Origin of the sequence: uncultured Porphyromonas sp., from assembly GCF_938023125.1 — a bacterium.
Lineage (GTDB): Bacteria > Bacteroidota > Bacteroidia > Bacteroidales > Porphyromonadaceae > Porphyromonas.
In genome coordinates this window covers 23,422-38,012 of sequence record NZ_CALHDW010000003.1, presented here as the reverse complement: position 1 = coordinate 38,012, position 14,591 = coordinate 23,422, and the positions used below count along the sequence as shown (strand labels likewise).

Annotated in this window: 11 protein-coding genes; all 11 read right to left on the bottom strand. The window is 50.3% G+C overall.

Translation table 11 applies throughout. The features are described 5' to 3' along the window. Positions 1-3: 3 nt before the first annotated feature. On the bottom strand, positions 4-1,383 hold the full coding sequence (locus Q0090_RS00930) for a bifunctional UDP-3-O-[3-hydroxymyristoyl] N-acetylglucosamine deacetylase/3-hydroxyacyl-ACP dehydratase (protein ID WP_297946577.1): 1,380 nt from the start codon (positions 1,381-1,383) through the stop codon (positions 4-6). Beyond that, positions 1,361-2,416, bottom strand: coding sequence for a UDP-3-O-(3-hydroxymyristoyl)glucosamine N-acyltransferase (lpxD, locus tag Q0090_RS00925; protein ID WP_297946575.1), 1,056 nt, complete (start codon positions 2,414-2,416; stop codon positions 1,361-1,363). The genes Q0090_RS00930 and lpxD overlap by 23 nt, the downstream gene beginning before the upstream one ends. A 28-nt stretch (positions 2,417-2,444) precedes the next feature. Then, positions 2,445-3,275 carry an orotidine-5'-phosphate decarboxylase gene (pyrF, locus tag Q0090_RS00920; RefSeq protein WP_297946573.1) on the bottom strand — a complete coding sequence of 277 codons (831 nt, stop codon included), beginning with the start codon at positions 3,273-3,275 and terminating at the stop codon, positions 2,445-2,447. 44 nt (positions 3,276-3,319) lie between these two features. Beyond that, positions 3,320-4,408 (bottom strand): peptide chain release factor 1, encoded by a 1,089-nt coding sequence (gene prfA / locus Q0090_RS00915; RefSeq protein ID WP_297946571.1) that lies wholly within the window; start codon positions 4,406-4,408, stop codon positions 3,320-3,322. Further along, on the bottom strand, positions 4,409-5,575 hold the full coding sequence (locus tag Q0090_RS00910) for an AIR synthase related protein (RefSeq protein WP_297946569.1): 1,167 nt from the start codon (positions 5,573-5,575) through the stop codon (positions 4,409-4,411). 16 nt (positions 5,576-5,591) lie between these two features. Continuing rightward, complete coding sequence (locus Q0090_RS00905) at positions 5,592-6,545, bottom strand: glucosaminidase domain-containing protein (RefSeq protein ID WP_297946567.1); 954 nt, start codon at positions 6,543-6,545, stop codon at positions 5,592-5,594. Positions 6,546-6,659: 114 nt separating this feature from the next. Beyond that, complete coding sequence (locus Q0090_RS00900; protein ID WP_297946565.1) at positions 6,660-7,640, bottom strand: hypothetical protein; 981 nt, start codon at positions 7,638-7,640, stop codon at positions 6,660-6,662. A gap of 136 nt (positions 7,641-7,776) precedes the next feature. Continuing rightward, complete coding sequence (gene purD / locus Q0090_RS00895) at positions 7,777-9,147, bottom strand: phosphoribosylamine--glycine ligase (protein WP_297946563.1); 1,371 nt, start codon at positions 9,145-9,147, stop codon at positions 7,777-7,779. Further along, on the bottom strand, positions 9,144-11,360 hold the full coding sequence (locus Q0090_RS00890) for a S9 family peptidase (RefSeq protein WP_297946561.1): 2,217 nt from the start codon (positions 11,358-11,360) through the stop codon (positions 9,144-9,146). The genes purD and Q0090_RS00890 overlap by 4 nt, the downstream gene beginning before the upstream one ends. Positions 11,361-11,385: 25 nt before the next feature. Continuing rightward, the gene (locus tag Q0090_RS00885; RefSeq protein ID WP_297946559.1) at positions 11,386-12,999 is read right to left on the bottom strand and encodes a THUMP domain-containing protein; all 1,614 of its coding nucleotides are present in this window, start codon (positions 12,997-12,999) and stop codon (positions 11,386-11,388) included. 172 nt (positions 13,000-13,171) lie between these two features. Continuing rightward, positions 13,172-14,587: a P-loop NTPase fold protein gene (locus Q0090_RS00880; RefSeq protein WP_297946557.1), complete on the bottom strand. Its 1,416-nt coding sequence runs from the start codon at positions 14,585-14,587 to the stop codon at positions 13,172-13,174. Positions 14,588-14,591 lie beyond the last annotated feature (4 nt).

Sequence of the window (14,591 nt, the reverse complement as noted above, 5' to 3'; positions counted from 1 at the left end):
AAGTTAGTTGTTCTTTACAATCTGTGCCATAAACTCAGCCTCGCATACGAGTTTTTCTCCTACATAAGCAAGACCGCGCATATTGGCAATCCCTCGTACTATCTCGCTCATCATGCGCAGGCGGAACACGAGTGTATCGCCGGGAACAACCTTCTGACGGAATTTTACGTTGTTGATTTTTAAGAAGTAAGTAGAGAAGTCGCTTCCCTCTTCCATAGCACTGAGTACGAGCAATCCTCCCGTCTGTGCCATGGCTTCTACGATGAGTACTCCGGGCATTACCGGTTCGTTGGGGAAGTGCCCAACGAAGAAGGGTTCATTGCCCGATACGCTCTTGACCCCAACGATACTATCCTGCCCGATCTCGATAATTTTATCTACAAGGAGGAAGGGATAGCGGTGAGGGAGCAATTCTTTGATGCGATTTATATCAAGTATGGGCTCCTTATCGGGATCATATACCGGTGCTTGGGCTTCGATCTGTTTGATCTCTTTGCGCAGGAGGCGTGCCATCTTATTGTTGATGCCATGCCCGGGGCTGTAAGCCAAAACGTGCCCACGGATGAATTTTCCTGCGAGAGCAAGGTCGCCTATTATGTCGAGAAGTTTGTGTCGAGCCGGCTCTCCGGATAGTGCCTCATTGGGGTTGAGGAAGCCTATTGTAGTGGGTATTTCGGTCCCCTGAGGTAGCACTTTTGCTAGTTCTTCTCTCTCCTCATTGCTTAGCTCTCGGTCGTTGATAACGAGAGCATTCGATAGCTGACCGCCCTGTATCAGCCCCTTCTGGATGAGGGGGAGAAGCTCGCGTACAAAGACAAAGCTACGAGCCGGAGCAATCTCCGAAGCATAGTCGGTATGGCTGTCGTAAGAGGCGAATTGATTGCCCAAAAGAGGCGAAGGGTAGGAGATATGGGCGTCTACGCCGAACTCTTCGTCGGGCAGGAGGATAATACGAGCTCCCGTATCGGGGTCGCTCACTTCCATCCTTTTTTTGATAACGTAGTACTCGCGTTCGGCCTTCTGCTCGGCCAGCCCCACGCGCTGTATCGCCTCTACGATGGGTTGAGAATTACCCGTAAGAATGGGGCACTCAGGGGCATTTACCTCTATAATGCAATTGTCTACCCCAAGGGCATACAGGGCACTGAGGGTATGTTCAATGGTGCTTACGGAGAGGTCTCCCTTCTTGAGAACGGTGCTGCGATCGGTAGAGGAAACCAACTCTGCTAAGGCTGGAATAAGAGGAGCATTCTCTACATCTGTACGCCTGATTTGGTATCCTGTGTTGATAGGTGCAGGCTGTAAGGTCATGGTGATTTGGAGACCGGTGTGGAGCCCTATCCCTTCGAAGTGGAGGGCTTCATTTAGTGTTTGCTGTTGCATGGGTAGAGGATAATTTATTGATTTTATCTTCAAGCTCTTCAATTCTTTTGAGTAGTTGCGGCAATTTGGGCACTACGGTATAGGCTCGCATTGCCGTAGAGAGATCCATGGCCGGAGAGCCAAGGAGTTGACGTCCATCCTTTACATTGCCAAGGATACCGGTCTGGCCGCCCATATCTACATGGTTGCCTACCGAAACATGACCGGCAAGCCCCACTTGCCCCCCGGTGCGACACCAGGAGCCGATGTGAGAAGAACCCGCCATACCACCTTGGGCTGCCATCACCGTGTGCTCGCCTATGGAGCAGTTGTGTGCCACCTGTACAAGGTTGTCGAGTTTGGTGCCTTTACCTATGGTGGTGCTACCCATTACGGCACGGTCTATACACGTATTGGCCCCGATCTCTACGTCATCTGCCAGGATTACATTCCCCAATTGGGGGATTTTCTTGTACCCCTCCTCGGAGGGCGCAAAGCCGAACCCATCAGCCCCGATTACGGCACCTGCGTGTAGGGTACAGCGTGCCCCTATCTCGCATCCCGGGTAAATGGTCACCTGGGGATAGAGTGTACTTCCTTCCCCAATCTTGCAGCCTTTGCCGATATAGGAGTGGGGATAAATAGAGCAGCCCTCGCCTAAGGTAACTCCCTCTGCAATGTAGGCAAAAGGAGCAATGTAGCAGTGCTGGGGAAGTTTTACAGAGGGGTGGATATAGGCTTCGCTAGCTACACCTTCGTAGCGGGGAGCCATCTCTTCTGTTGCCAATTGCATCAATTGGGCAAGAGCCGCATAGGGATCGGCCACCCGGATTAGGTTAGTCGAGAGAGGAGCCGAGGGGCGAAAGTCGTCAGAAACAAGAGTAGCCGTTGCTCGGGTTGTGTAGATATGGGGTTCGTATTTAGGGTTGGCAAGAAAGGTCAGTTGGCCCTCGCCCGCCTCTTCTATACGTCCAAAAGAGGATACTATAGCTTTAGGATCTCCCTCAATAGTACCTCCTAGCAATGTGGCAATACTCTGTAGTGTAAACTGCATAACGTTATTTCCCTCTTAAGGCTAGGGATTAGATGATTCCTCGTTTGATTAGAGCCGTTTCCATTTTGCGACGGAGGTTTTCTGCTTCGTTAGCTGCCGCAGAAGCAAAATGCTCGGAGCCATCGGCATAGAGAATGCCTCGAGACGAATTGACGAGAAGGCCACACTCCTGAGTCATACCATGCTCTACGAGTTGGTCAAAATCCCCGCCTTGTGCGCCAATGCCCGGCACCAAAAGGAAATGATTAGGAACGATGTTGCGTACGCGTTGCAGGTACTCGGCTTGGGTTGCCCCCACTACGTACATCATGTGCTCGTCGTCACTCCATTGGCTGCTGGTCTTGAGCACCTGTTCGAAGAAGAAGTCTCCCTCTGCGTTTTTGGTTAGCTGGAAGTCGCTAGCTCCCTGATTGGAGGTGAGGGCAAGTAGAATAACCCACTTATCCTTGTACTCTAGGAAAGGCTTTACGCTGTCCTGCCCCATGTAGGGAGCTACGGTAAGCGCATCGGCATTTAGGTACTCATAGGTAGAGCGAGCGTAGTGCGTACCGGTGTTTCCTATGTCTCCACGCTTGCCGTCCATGATGATGAATTGATCGGGGTACTGCTCACGTATGTAAGCCACTGTGTGCTCCAATACTTGCACCCCAAAGGCACCCATGGATTCGTAGAAGGCTACGTTGGGCTTGTAGGCTACGCAAGAGCCGGCGGTGGCATCAATGATGGCACGATTGAAGGTAAGCATGGGATTCTCCGTGCGCATGAGGTGCTCGGGGATCTTTCGGAGGTCTGTATCGAGTCCTACACAGAGGAAGGAGCGTTTCCGCTTTATGTTTTCTATGAGTTCTTGTCTAGTCATTGCAACTAAGTATTACATGCCTTTTGAATGATAGGAGTCGGGGGTTAGCTAAGGGCCGCCTCTTGCAACCGTTCGCTATTTTCTGCCACAGAGAGGGCGTCGATAATAGACTTTAGATCCCCATCGAGTACGGCTTGTAGATTGTACAGCGTGAGCCCAATGCGGTGGTCGGTAAGTCTACCTTGTGGATAATTATAGGTTCGTATTTTAGCACTTCTATCGCCGGTGGATACCATTGTTTTGCGGCGAGAGGCAACCTCGTCGAGGTACTTCTGATGTTCGAGATTGTAGATACGGCTACGTAGCTCGGTAAGCGCTTTTGCTTTGTTTTTGAGCTGCGAGCGCTCGTCTTGACTCTGTACGGTGATCCCGGTGGGTACGTGTACGATACGCACGGCCGAGTAGGTGGTGTTTACGGATTGGCCCCCCGCTCCACTGGAGCAAAAGGTGTCGATGCGTAAGTCACTCTCCTTTATCTCTACATCAAACTCGTCGGCCTCCGGGAATACGGCAACCGTGGCAGCCGAGGTATGGATGCGCCCTTGAGCCTCAGTCTCCGGCACACGTTGCACGCGATGCACACCGGACTCGTACTTGAGGGTGCCGTAGGCATTGTCTCCCGTTACGGAGAAAACGATCTCTTTGTACCCACCAAGGGTGCCCTCGGTATAGCTACTCACCTCTACACGCCAGCCGAGCCCCTCTACAAAGCGAGTGTACATCTTAAAAAGGTCGCGGGCGAATAGAGCGGCTTCGTCTCCCCCTGTACCTGCACGGATTTCCATGATGGCATTCTTCCCATCTTCGGGGTCATCGGGTAGGAGCAATAGAGCAATTTTTTCTTGCAATTGAGGGCATTGCTCGTCGGCAAAGGCGATTTCCTCTTTGGCAAGAGCCTTCATCTCCTCATCATCTGTCCCATTGAGTAGCTCCATCGCTTCCTGGCGATTATGCTTGAGGCGATTGTATTCCTCGTGGGCTTGGTGCAACTCCTCTAGGCGGCGATACTCTTTGCTGAGGCGCACGAAGCGCTTATCATCCGATATTACAGAGGGGTCTGTGATGAGTAATGCCACCTCTTCGAATCGCGATTCGAGGTTCTGGAGGTGTTGTAATAGTTTCTCTTCGTTCATTTAATAGCGTAGAGTGCCATAGGGCGATTGGATGGTGAGACTATTCGTTGCCGCGTCTTCTACATGCCCTATTATCTGGGCTTCGATGCCGAAGCTCTGACTGATGGCGATAACATCGCTGGCCACCTCCTGAGGTAGGTAGAACTCTAAGCGATGGCCCATGTTGAATACTTTATAGAGCTCTTCTCCCGAGGCTCCGCTCTCCTCTGCAATGATGCGGAAGAGTGGGGGTACGGGCAGAAGATTGTCTTTTACCACATGTTTCCCTCGAACAAAGTGGAGTACCTTGGTCTGTGCACCTCCGGTACAATGTACCATACCATGTATTTGGGGGCGAAGCTCACGGAGTACTGCTGCCACTACGGGAGCATAGGTGCGAGTCGGAGAGAGTATCAATTGTCCCATATTAAGAGGTGTATCCTCCACAGGTTCTAGGAGGGTGCGAGAGCCGCTGTAGATGAGATCTTGAGGAATGGATGCATCGAAGCTCTCGGGGAATCGCTCTGCAAGGTATTTCCCTAAGACGTCGTGACGAGCCGAGGTGAGCCCATTGCTCCCCATCCCGCCGTTGTATTGATGCTCGTAGGTGGCCTGTCCATAGGAGGCAAGGCCTACGATTACGTCTCCAGCGGCAATGCGAGCATTGTCTATGACATCACTGCGACGCATGCGGCAAGTCACAGTGCTATCCACTATAATGGTACGTACGAGGTCGCCCACATCGGCTGTTTCTCCCCCTGTGGAGTAGATGCCTACACCCAACTTTCGAAGGCTCTCCAAGAGCTCCTCTGTGCCATTGATGATTTCCGCAATCACTTCTCCCGGGATGAGAGACTTGTTGCGCCCAATGGTGGAGGAGAGCAATATATTGTCGGTGGCTCCTACGCAGAGGAGGTCGTCGAGGTTCATTACGAGGGCGTCTTGGGCTATCCCTTTCCAAACGGAGAGGTCGCCGGTTTCACGCCAATAGATGTAAGCAAGGGAAGACTTTGTACCGGCTCCATCGGCATGCATTAGGTTGCAATAGTTGGGGTCTCCGCCTAGGAGGTCGGGGATGATCTTGCAAAAAGCTTGAGGGTATAGCCCCTTGTCTACATTTTTAATTGCATTGTGTACGTCTTCTTTACTGGCAGAGACGCCACGCTGCATATATCGTTCGTTGCTCATAGTGCTTATTGTCGTTTTACCAAAGCCGGAGTACATCTCCCTCTAGAGGTACGTAACTCTCTATGTCTAAACCATTGATTTTGTAGAGATACTCTATGCGAATGCCGTAGAGCTGAGAGATGCTGTGCATCGATTCTCCCACGCTCACTACATGATCCGGAGTGCTTTCTCCACGTTTGTTTTTGCGTTGTAGATATATCACATCTCCCTTTTTGAGGGGGAAGTCTATAGTGGCATCGTTGAAGGAGGCTAGGCTTTCTTCGTCCATGTTTACATCGCGAGCTATCGTTGCAAATGAGTCTCCACTCTCTGCCAATACGTACTCGAGACCATAGCAGTTGTACAGAGTTCTCTTTAGGGGAGCCCTAGACGTTGTTTGTTTTTCTCGCTTCTTCTCGGGGGAAGGTGCGGGTGACGATACCTTCCCAGTTGGCCACGAGGGGATCTCCTCTCGGTCTAGCTCGTACAAACTATAGAGCTCTACAAGGGCGATAAGTTTATTGGCATATCCCTTGTCGGTAGCGTAACCACACTTTTGTAGCCCCTTGGCCCATCCTTTATAATCATCTATTGCAAGCTGGAATAGAGGCCTATAGCGGGGCTGTTGCAAGAAGTAAGAGTGGTCGGTATAGGAGTCTAACGGAGAGTCGTAGCTGCGGAAGCATTCGCCTTTTTCATCGTCGTCTTGATAGGCTCGGTTGCCTTGCCAAGTCTTGTGGCACTTGATGCCAAAGTGATTGTTGTGCACGCTTGACAGCATGCTAGCACCTGCATTCGATTCGAGCAATCCTTGTGCTATCGTGATACTTGCCGGGATTTTGTGCCGCTTCATCTGGTGTATCGCTTCATCGGCATACTTATGGATGTAGGCTTGATAGGCGGCATTCATGCGCTGACCATACAGAGATGGTAAAGTGAAAAGGGAGAATAGTAGTACTATGGTCCCACGGAATATCTGATTTGCCCGCATTGCCTATTTTGTATCTTATTTCTACAAAGGTACAATTTTGCGTGGAATTGCCATCGTTGTTCCTTGTGGTGGCCTACCTGCAAGCGAGGTTTTTAGCAAATAGGAGGGAAGATGTTATGTGAAAAAAGGTATACTCCAAATAACAAGGAGGCTAAGGAGGAGTACAATGAGCCAGAAGGAGCGCATCTTTCGCTCACGGGCCGGAAAGGCGAGAGCCATTACCATAGCTGTGGGGATAAGGCTCAGGATGGAGAGCCCGACAAGGTGTTGTGAGTAGAAAATCCCTAGGGGAAGCATCAGAGCCGGGCGCATCTGTGCTGCCATAAGCTGGCGTACTCGCACTTTTTTTTCGCCAAGGCGTATTACTCCAAACAGTATCGCAATGACATAGAGAGAGGTGCTCATAATCACGGCCGTGAGGGGGAGTGGGGGGAGCATATTGCCCTCTTGCCAGATGGGGTGAGGCGTGAAGATCTCTTGTAGCGCCCCTTGTATATGGGGGAGACTCTCGCTGTATAATGCAATAGGAGTGGCAATAATGAAGGTGCTGATAAGCCCCAAGAAAAATCCGATACTGCTACGCAAAGAGAGAGCTCGGAGGTCGATGGCCGTAAAAAGGGTGAGGGGTAGAAGGGCTATAAATGGGGGATAGAGCAAGACTCCCAAGCCCATAAACACACCGGCTGTTGTGAGATCTAGGGGATGATCGGAGTGGCGATAACTATTGTAGAGACTGAAGAGAATCCCGAGATAGGGCAATAGGGAGAGTAGCACCGAGCCAGAGCTCCATGCAAAGGGGTAGAGTAGGAAGAGAAGAGTGGTGAGCAGGGTGCTCCAGTGGCGGTCTTCTTCTTCATAGAGAACAAAGCTATTGGCAAGAAATCGTAGCAGTAGACATGCAAGGATGATGAGTAAACTCGCCCCTAAGGGTAGAGCCCATACGGGTACTTCTATGGGGGCCTCGAGCATCCAAAAGGAGAACTGCGAGGGGCTAAAAAGAGGGATGATAGCTGCGGCCTCCCCTAGGATTAGGAGAAGGGAGAGTGGCAAAGCTCCTCGCATTTTGCCGGGGGAGGGAGAGGTGTTGTATTGCATCTAAAGGAAGATGAGGGCAGCAATCCGGAGTAGAGGTTTGGAGTGCGAGTGCTAGAGAGCAGCTTGGGATTAATGTAAAACGTTCCTATCCCCACGTTGCTTGTTGAATGGGGGATAGGAACACTTTATACCATGTTTAGAGAAGATCTTGCCCGATATCGTGGCGGTAGTTCTTTCCTTCGAAGAGTACCTGCTGAGCTATGGCATAGCATCGCTTAAGGGCAGCCTCGGGAGTGGCGCCATACGAGCTTACAGAGAGTACTCGCCCGCCATCGGTTACGACTTTGCCATCTAGTTTGCGCGTGCCGGCATGGAAGAGGCAGGTGTCGTGGGGAGGATCGGGGAGGGTAATCTCATAACCCTTTTTATAACTTCCGGGGTAACCACGGGAGACGAGCATTACGCTGGCTGCAGGGCGCGGGTCTTCTGTGAGTGTGTATTCGTCGAGCGTGCCGCTTGCTATAGCCTTAAGGAGGAGTGCCACGTCGCTAGAGATGCGTAGCATTACGGTCTCCGTCTCGGGGTCGCCCAGGCGGCAATTATACTCAATAACATAGGGATCACCTCCTACATTCATCAGCCCGAGGAAGATAAATCCACGGTACTCTATCTTTTCATCTTGCAGCCCTTGTAGGGTGGGTTCGATGATGCGTTGACGCACCTTTTCCATAAAAGCCTCGTCGGCAAAAGGCACAGGGCTAACAGAGCCCATCCCTCCCGTATTGGGGCCGGTGTCGCCATCTCCAATGCGTTTGTAGTCTTTTGCTGCAGGGAGTACCTTGTAATTGACTCCATCGGTAGCTACAAATACGGAGCACTCGATGCCTTGTAAGAACTCTTCGATAACGATCTTTTGCCCCTTGGTGCCCCAATGGCCTTCGGCTAGGTTGTCGAAGCCTTCGGCAGCCTCCTCTAGAGTGGGCACAATCAGTACCCCTTTACCTGCTGCTAAACCATCGGCTTTGAGTACGAAGGGTGGGCGAAGAGTCTGTAGGTAGGCAACGGCCTTATCCTTTTCGCCTGCTCCAAAGGTGCGGTAGCCCGCTGTGGGGATACCATAGCGTTGCATAAAGGCTTTGCTAAAGTCTTTGCTCCCCTCTAGCTGTGCGCCTTGGGCGTTAGGACCTACCACTTTGAGGAGGGGAAAGTCTTGTTTGCGCTCGGCAAAATAGTCGGCAATACCCTGTACAAGGGGTTCTTCGGGTCCCGAGACCAAGAGGTTGACCCCATGACTTGCAATAAAGTCGGCGATGGCGTCAAAGTCTTTGCCCGAGAGTTCGGGTACATTGATGCCGTAGTTTTCGCTACCTCCGTTGCCCGGAGCAAGGTAAAGCTGATCTACCTCGGGAGAGGTGGCAATGCGCCATGCCATGGCAGACTCGCGTCCTCCGGAGCCTAAGAGCAGCACGGTGAGGCGTTCGGTGGCTCGCTTTTCTTGCATGATCGAATCTAATTGGAGGATGTCTTTTTGCTCCTCATCTTGTGGGATATAATATATCTTGCTCATAGATGATCTTGGAAGTATCTTGTGATTGTTTGGTTGAGGTGTACACGATCCTTACCCATAACGTTGTGCTCATGCCCCGGATAGTACATACAATCGGGGTAGGTATGCTGGTTGATACATGCTTGTACAAAGGCTTGAGCATGCTGCCAGAGTACCACATTGTCCATGGTGCCGTGGATAAGAAGGAGGCGCCCCTTGAGATCGCCGGCACGGCGCGTGAGGTCGTTTTTCTTGTACCCTTCGGGGTTTTCTTGTGGAGTATCGTTGTAGCGTTCGCCGTACATTACTTCGTAACGGCTCCAGTCTATTACGGGTCCGCCTGCTACACCTACCTTGAAAACATCGCTATGGGTGAGCATTAGGTTGGTCGTCATAAAGCCTCCAAAGCTCCATCCGTAGACGCCTATACGCTCGGTATCTACCCAGGGTTGCTGCTGTAGAAACTCTACTCCGCGCATCTGGTCGTCCATCTCGGCCGTTCCTACTTGGCGGTGAATCACCTGCTCAAAGTCGCGCCCACGGCGAGCACTCCCTCTATTGTCGAGGGTGAAGACGACGTAGCCCTGCTGTGCCATATACACATCCCAGCCACCGGCTCCGGCCAACCAGTCTTTGGTCACAAGTTGAGCGTGTGGACCGCCATAAACGTAAATGATGGTCGGATACTTTTTGTTCGGGTCGAAGTTGATCGGTTTGAGGAGGCGATAGTGCAGTGTGGTCTTGCCATCCCGTGCCGTTAGGGTTCCTAGTGTAATCTCGGGCATAACGGCATTCTTTGTCGGATCCTCCGCTTTGAGTAGTTGTTTTTCTTCCTTACCCTTGGTGCTCACAATGCGGCTGATGCGAGGTGTCGTAGGGGACGAATAGGTGTCTATAAACGCTGTCTTAGAGGCGTTGAGGCTTGTGCGGTGCACGCCCTCTATGGGGGTTAGATCTACAAAATTTTTGCCATTAATGCCGATGCTGTAGAGGTGAGTCTCTAGAGGTGAAGCGGCTGTTGCCTCAAAAAAGATGGTCTTGCCGTCTTGAGAGAAGCCCTTGAATTCGGTCACTTCCCACTCGCCTCGGGTGATTTGTTGTAGAGAGTTTGCTTTACGGGTAGAGCCAAGATAGAAATGGTTGTAGCCATCTTTGCGAGAGAGCCAGAGGTAACGCCCATCGTTGGCAGGGAGGAAGATCATGGGAGACTGCGGCTCAATGTATTTGGGGTCATCCTCCACAAACAGAGTGGCAAGCCTGGCTCCCGATTGAGCGTCGTAGCGATTGACTTCGTTGTGGTTCTGTCCTCGATTCACTTCGGCAATGTAGAGCGAACGATTGTCGGGGTCCCAAGCAATGTTCGTGAGGTAGTGTTCGGGGTCGCCACCCGTTTGCATGTAGACCGTTTGCCTCGTGGTACGATCGAAGACCCCAAGGGTAACGTGGTGCGAAGGCTCGCCCGCCATGGGATAGCGTACAGGTACCTCTTTTGCCTTGTGTGGGGCGATGTCTACCAAAGGATAGGGAGCTACCATGGATTGATCCATGCGGTAGAAGGCAACTTTGCTGCCATCGGGGCTCCAGAAGATCCCCTTCTCGATACCAAACTCACGCTGATGGACAGACTCTCCGTAGACGATAGAGTTCCCTTCGTTTTGGGCAATAACGAGACGCTGTGTAGGCTTGTTGCTCCCCGCCTCTTCGAGTTGTTGCATGTACAGAGTGCCGTCGCTGCTTTTTGCGATAAGCCACTTGGCATCGGGCGATAGCTCTACAAGTTCGTCGGCAGTATCCTCTTCGTTTTGGAGCGAAAGGCTGCGAAGAAGTTTTTTCTGAGAAAGATCAATAATATAGATGGCACGCCATGTTTGCACCGCAAGGAGAGAAGGCTGTCCCTCGATGGGGTAGTAATGGGGTAGTTGCCCATGATACATGTGTAGGAGATCTTCTCCCGTGATGAGGTTTTGTAGCTCACTAGTAGTAAGTAATACCTTGGGGTTTTGCTCTTTGGCATTGCTTTCCATTAGTTTATTCCCCTCTAGATAGGTACAACGATCGCCTATCCATTGCAAGCGAGGGATGTACTTGGGGTAGTAGTTGCTGAAGAACTTTTGCCCTCCCGGGGTTACCTCCTCCAGACTATAGAGCCCTTGGGCATCTTGTGCGTGGCCGTAAAGCGAACTCCCGGCAAGCAGGAAGCTGAGAAGTAGGGTATGTAGAGTTTTATTTCCCATATACTTATATAATCGTTTGTTTTTTCTATTGATTGTTATCATCGAAGACCTGGATGCGGGACTTGCGTGCGGGACGCTCTTCGTCCCCATGTCTGCCGAATCTGTCTTTGGGCCCTCTTGAGCCGTGTTGCCCTTTCCCTCCAAATCGGGGGCGACGTGTCTTTTCTTCCATCTCGGGAGGGCTGCTTTTGAATGGTCTCTCCTTCTCGGGGTATCTCTCCCTGGGGGAGTCCTCTTGCTTGCGCTCACGGTAGGGGCGAGAGGAGGCATACGTGCGTGGTTTCCCTTCGCCTAGGTCTCGCTTGAAATTGTCACGCTTGCCCTCAAATGGCTCCTTCTCGGGGCGTCTCCCCCTAGGGGTGTGCTCTTGCTTGCGCTCTCGATAGGGGCGAGAGGGGGCATACGTGCGTGTTTTCCCCTCGGCTAGGTCGCGTTTGAAATCGTCACGCTTGCCCTCGAATAGTTCGTAGCTCCTTAGTTCGCACTCGAGGTCGCCATTGAGCAAGTCGAGGCGAGAGGAGTGACGCAGACCAATCGCATTGAATAGCTTATTCTTGGGGGCAATAATCCAAACCTTAGAGCCGGCATATTTGTGCTTGAGTTCACTGCCGATCATACTATAGAGCGCCTCCAAATCGAACCGAGTGAGCCGCTCTCCATAGGGAGGGTTGAGTACCATCAGCACGGGAGCCTCGGGGGCCGTACGGCGCTGCATGGCTAGAAGCTCTACGGTAATGTCGTGTCCCAATCCCATGTGCTGCACGTTGGCATTCGTTACCGTATAGGCATCGTTGGCTATATCGCTGGCGTAGATGTGGTGCTCAAAAGGAGTCTCGAAGTTGGGGTCTTCTTGTACTTCTCGCCAAAGGTCGGCATCAAAGTCCGCCCACTCTTCGAAGGCGTATTTGGTGCGCCATGCGCCTGCTGCCACACCTCGAGCAATCAGAGCTGCTTCGATGGCAAAGGTGCCCGAACCACACATCGGGTCTATAAGGTCGCACTGCCCCTTCCATCCGGCTTTGAGTAGGATACCGGCAGCGAGTACTTCGCTGAGTGGAGCCGGGGTCTGTTTTACTTTGTATCCACGTTTGTGAAGGCTATCTCCCGAACTATCCAAAGAGAGGGTAACATGCTTTTGTGCAATGTGAATATTAAAGCGAACGTCGGGAGTATCCATGCGTACCGAAGGGCGTTTCCCATCGGGGGTATTGGCTACAAAGTAGTCCGCAATGGCATCTTTTACTCGATAGCTCACGTAGCGACTATTGCTGAACCTATCGGAGAAAACCACAGGGTCTATGAGGAAGGTTTGGTCGCATCGGAGGTACCGGTTCCACTCGAATTGGCGGAGGGTCTCGTAGAGGTCTTCGATGCTTTCGCAGTTAAACTCGTAGATGGGTTTGAGGATGCGTAGAGCCGTGCGCAAACGGTAGTTAGTAAGGTATAGCATACGCTTGTCGCCTCTAAAACGCACCATACGCCGACCTATCTCTATATCAGAGGCCCCGAGGGCTTCTAGTTCATCGGCTAGTACGTCCTCCAATCCGTACAGGGTCTTTGCCACGTAGGAGGAGAGGTGATGTTGGGTAGCATGTGCATCCCTTTGTTGCTTGGGGGTGGATGTTGTTTTGTTTCCCATATAATCGCTTGATCTCTCTTTCCTACAAAAGTACGCAAATCCCCTATACCTCTGTATAGTCTCTAGCTGCTTTGCACTCTATCTGAGATGTAATGGAAAATATAGGATTCACTTGTAGCATTGAGTATAACAGCATTACGGAGAGAAGAAGTAAGATCCACTTATCTCTTCTCTAGGATATCCGAAGGTCAATAAGTTCTATGATAGTATGAAGACTATATTTCTCGTCGTTATTCTCTATTGGAGATATATAGGTAGTCATATAGTCTATGTCAATCCAAGGGGGAAGTTCGATATTTAATGCCTTTCGTCCTGTTTCATTATCTCTGCGTATAAGAGAAAGTAGTTCTCTCGGATTTCCTTTGTATGCATAATAGGAAACAATAAGAGATGCAAATGTGTGGAGGAAATGAGCATCATTTTTGGGGTTAGACAAGTTTTCATGAAAGATTTCGCAAAACTGGTCAACAAACGATTGTATTTCAAACTCCTTGTTTTTTATTCTTGCATAGAAGTCGGGTTCATATGTTTTTAAGAAGGTGAGCAGGGAGAGCATTTCTGCCGAGAATTGGAGGTCCATTTTATTCGCAGGGAGCATTAAAAGAGCAAGACGAATATGGCTGAACATTCTCTCTACATCTCGTAGAGAAAGTCCTTTTTGAGTATATAATCGTATTGCAATGGATAGAAATTCTCTTTCATCTTTCCTTCCCGTTTCTGCGGCTTTTTCTTCGGATCCCAAGAACTCATCCATCCCCATGTAATGATAGAGGTAGGTACAAAATCTCCTCATGTTAGGTTCTTGAGGTACATACTCAAAATCAATAAATCGCTTGAGGTAGGCATTGCCATCAATGGATTCACTTCCATATCGTCCCTTGATGGATGAGATTAATTGATTCTTATCTATTGCCAATACGAATACAATGCCTTCTACCGAAAAGAAATGTTTGACTTTTTCGAGTAGGTCTACAGCATAGTCGGGACGACAGCGGTCGAGTTCATCTACAATAAAAATGAGAGGTTTCTTCTCGCATTTCTTTTGAATACATTCGGCAAGATTTTGTTTGAACTGTAGGATCTCCGTTTGTTGCGTTTTATACCCTTCAATCTCTTTCTTCAGAGAAACCTCATGGGTGTTGATAAGAGAGTCGGTGATTTTTTCTAGAAACTCTCCAAATGAGGGAGACAGAGGAGAGACTAGCGATTTTATGGCTTTTGGGAGTATCTTTTTTCTATTCTTGACAAGAGCAGTACAATGTTTGAGAAGCTTTGATTTCAACCTTTTATCTGTAATAAGGGGGAGTATTTCTCCTAAAATACAGACGAGAGGCTCAGATACGATATCATTTTCCCAAGCATTGAGATAGATTGTTTGGTACCCTTCTTGTTTTAGAGAGGCTTCCCACATCCTGACAAATGTCGTTTTACCTCGTCCCCATTGATCATTAATCGCCAAAGTGTAGTTGCCGCTGACTTTGGTGATGAGGTTCGTAAGATACGTTCCTTCTATAGATCTGTTGAGCTTACAATTGGCAAAGGGATTGTCTTCAGGGATTTCTATATCCTTGTGTTTTATTTGTGACATAATA

Coding starts and splice junctions, on each gene's coding strand:
- Q0090_RS00930 (WP_297946577.1), bottom strand. CDS start 1,383: ATGCAACAGCAAACACTAAATGAAGCCCTCCACTTCGAAGGGATAGGG.
- lpxD (WP_297946575.1), bottom strand. CDS start 2,416: ATGCAGTTTACACTACAGAGTATTGCCACATTGCTAGGAGGTACTATT.
- pyrF (WP_297946573.1), bottom strand. CDS start 3,275: ATGACTAGACAAGAACTCATAGAAAACATAAAGCGGAAACGCTCCTTC.
- prfA (WP_297946571.1), bottom strand. CDS start 4,408: ATGAACGAAGAGAAACTATTACAACACCTCCAGAACCTCGAATCGCGA.
- Q0090_RS00910 (WP_297946569.1), bottom strand. CDS start 5,575: ATGAGCAACGAACGATATATGCAGCGTGGCGTCTCTGCCAGTAAAGAA.
- Q0090_RS00905 (WP_297946567.1), bottom strand. CDS start 6,545: ATGCGGGCAAATCAGATATTCCGTGGGACCATAGTACTACTATTCTCC.
- Q0090_RS00900 (WP_297946565.1), bottom strand. CDS start 7,640: ATGCAATACAACACCTCTCCCTCCCCCGGCAAAATGCGAGGAGCTTTG.
- purD (WP_297946563.1), bottom strand. CDS start 9,147: ATGAGCAAGATATATTATATCCCACAAGATGAGGAGCAAAAAGACATC.
- Q0090_RS00890 (WP_297946561.1), bottom strand. CDS start 11,360: ATGGGAAATAAAACTCTACATACCCTACTTCTCAGCTTCCTGCTTGCC.
- Q0090_RS00885 (WP_297946559.1), bottom strand. CDS start 12,999: ATGGGAAACAAAACAACATCCACCCCCAAGCAACAAAGGGATGCACAT.
- Q0090_RS00880 (WP_297946557.1), bottom strand. CDS start 14,587: ATGTCACAAATAAAACACAAGGATATAGAAATCCCTGAAGACAATCCC.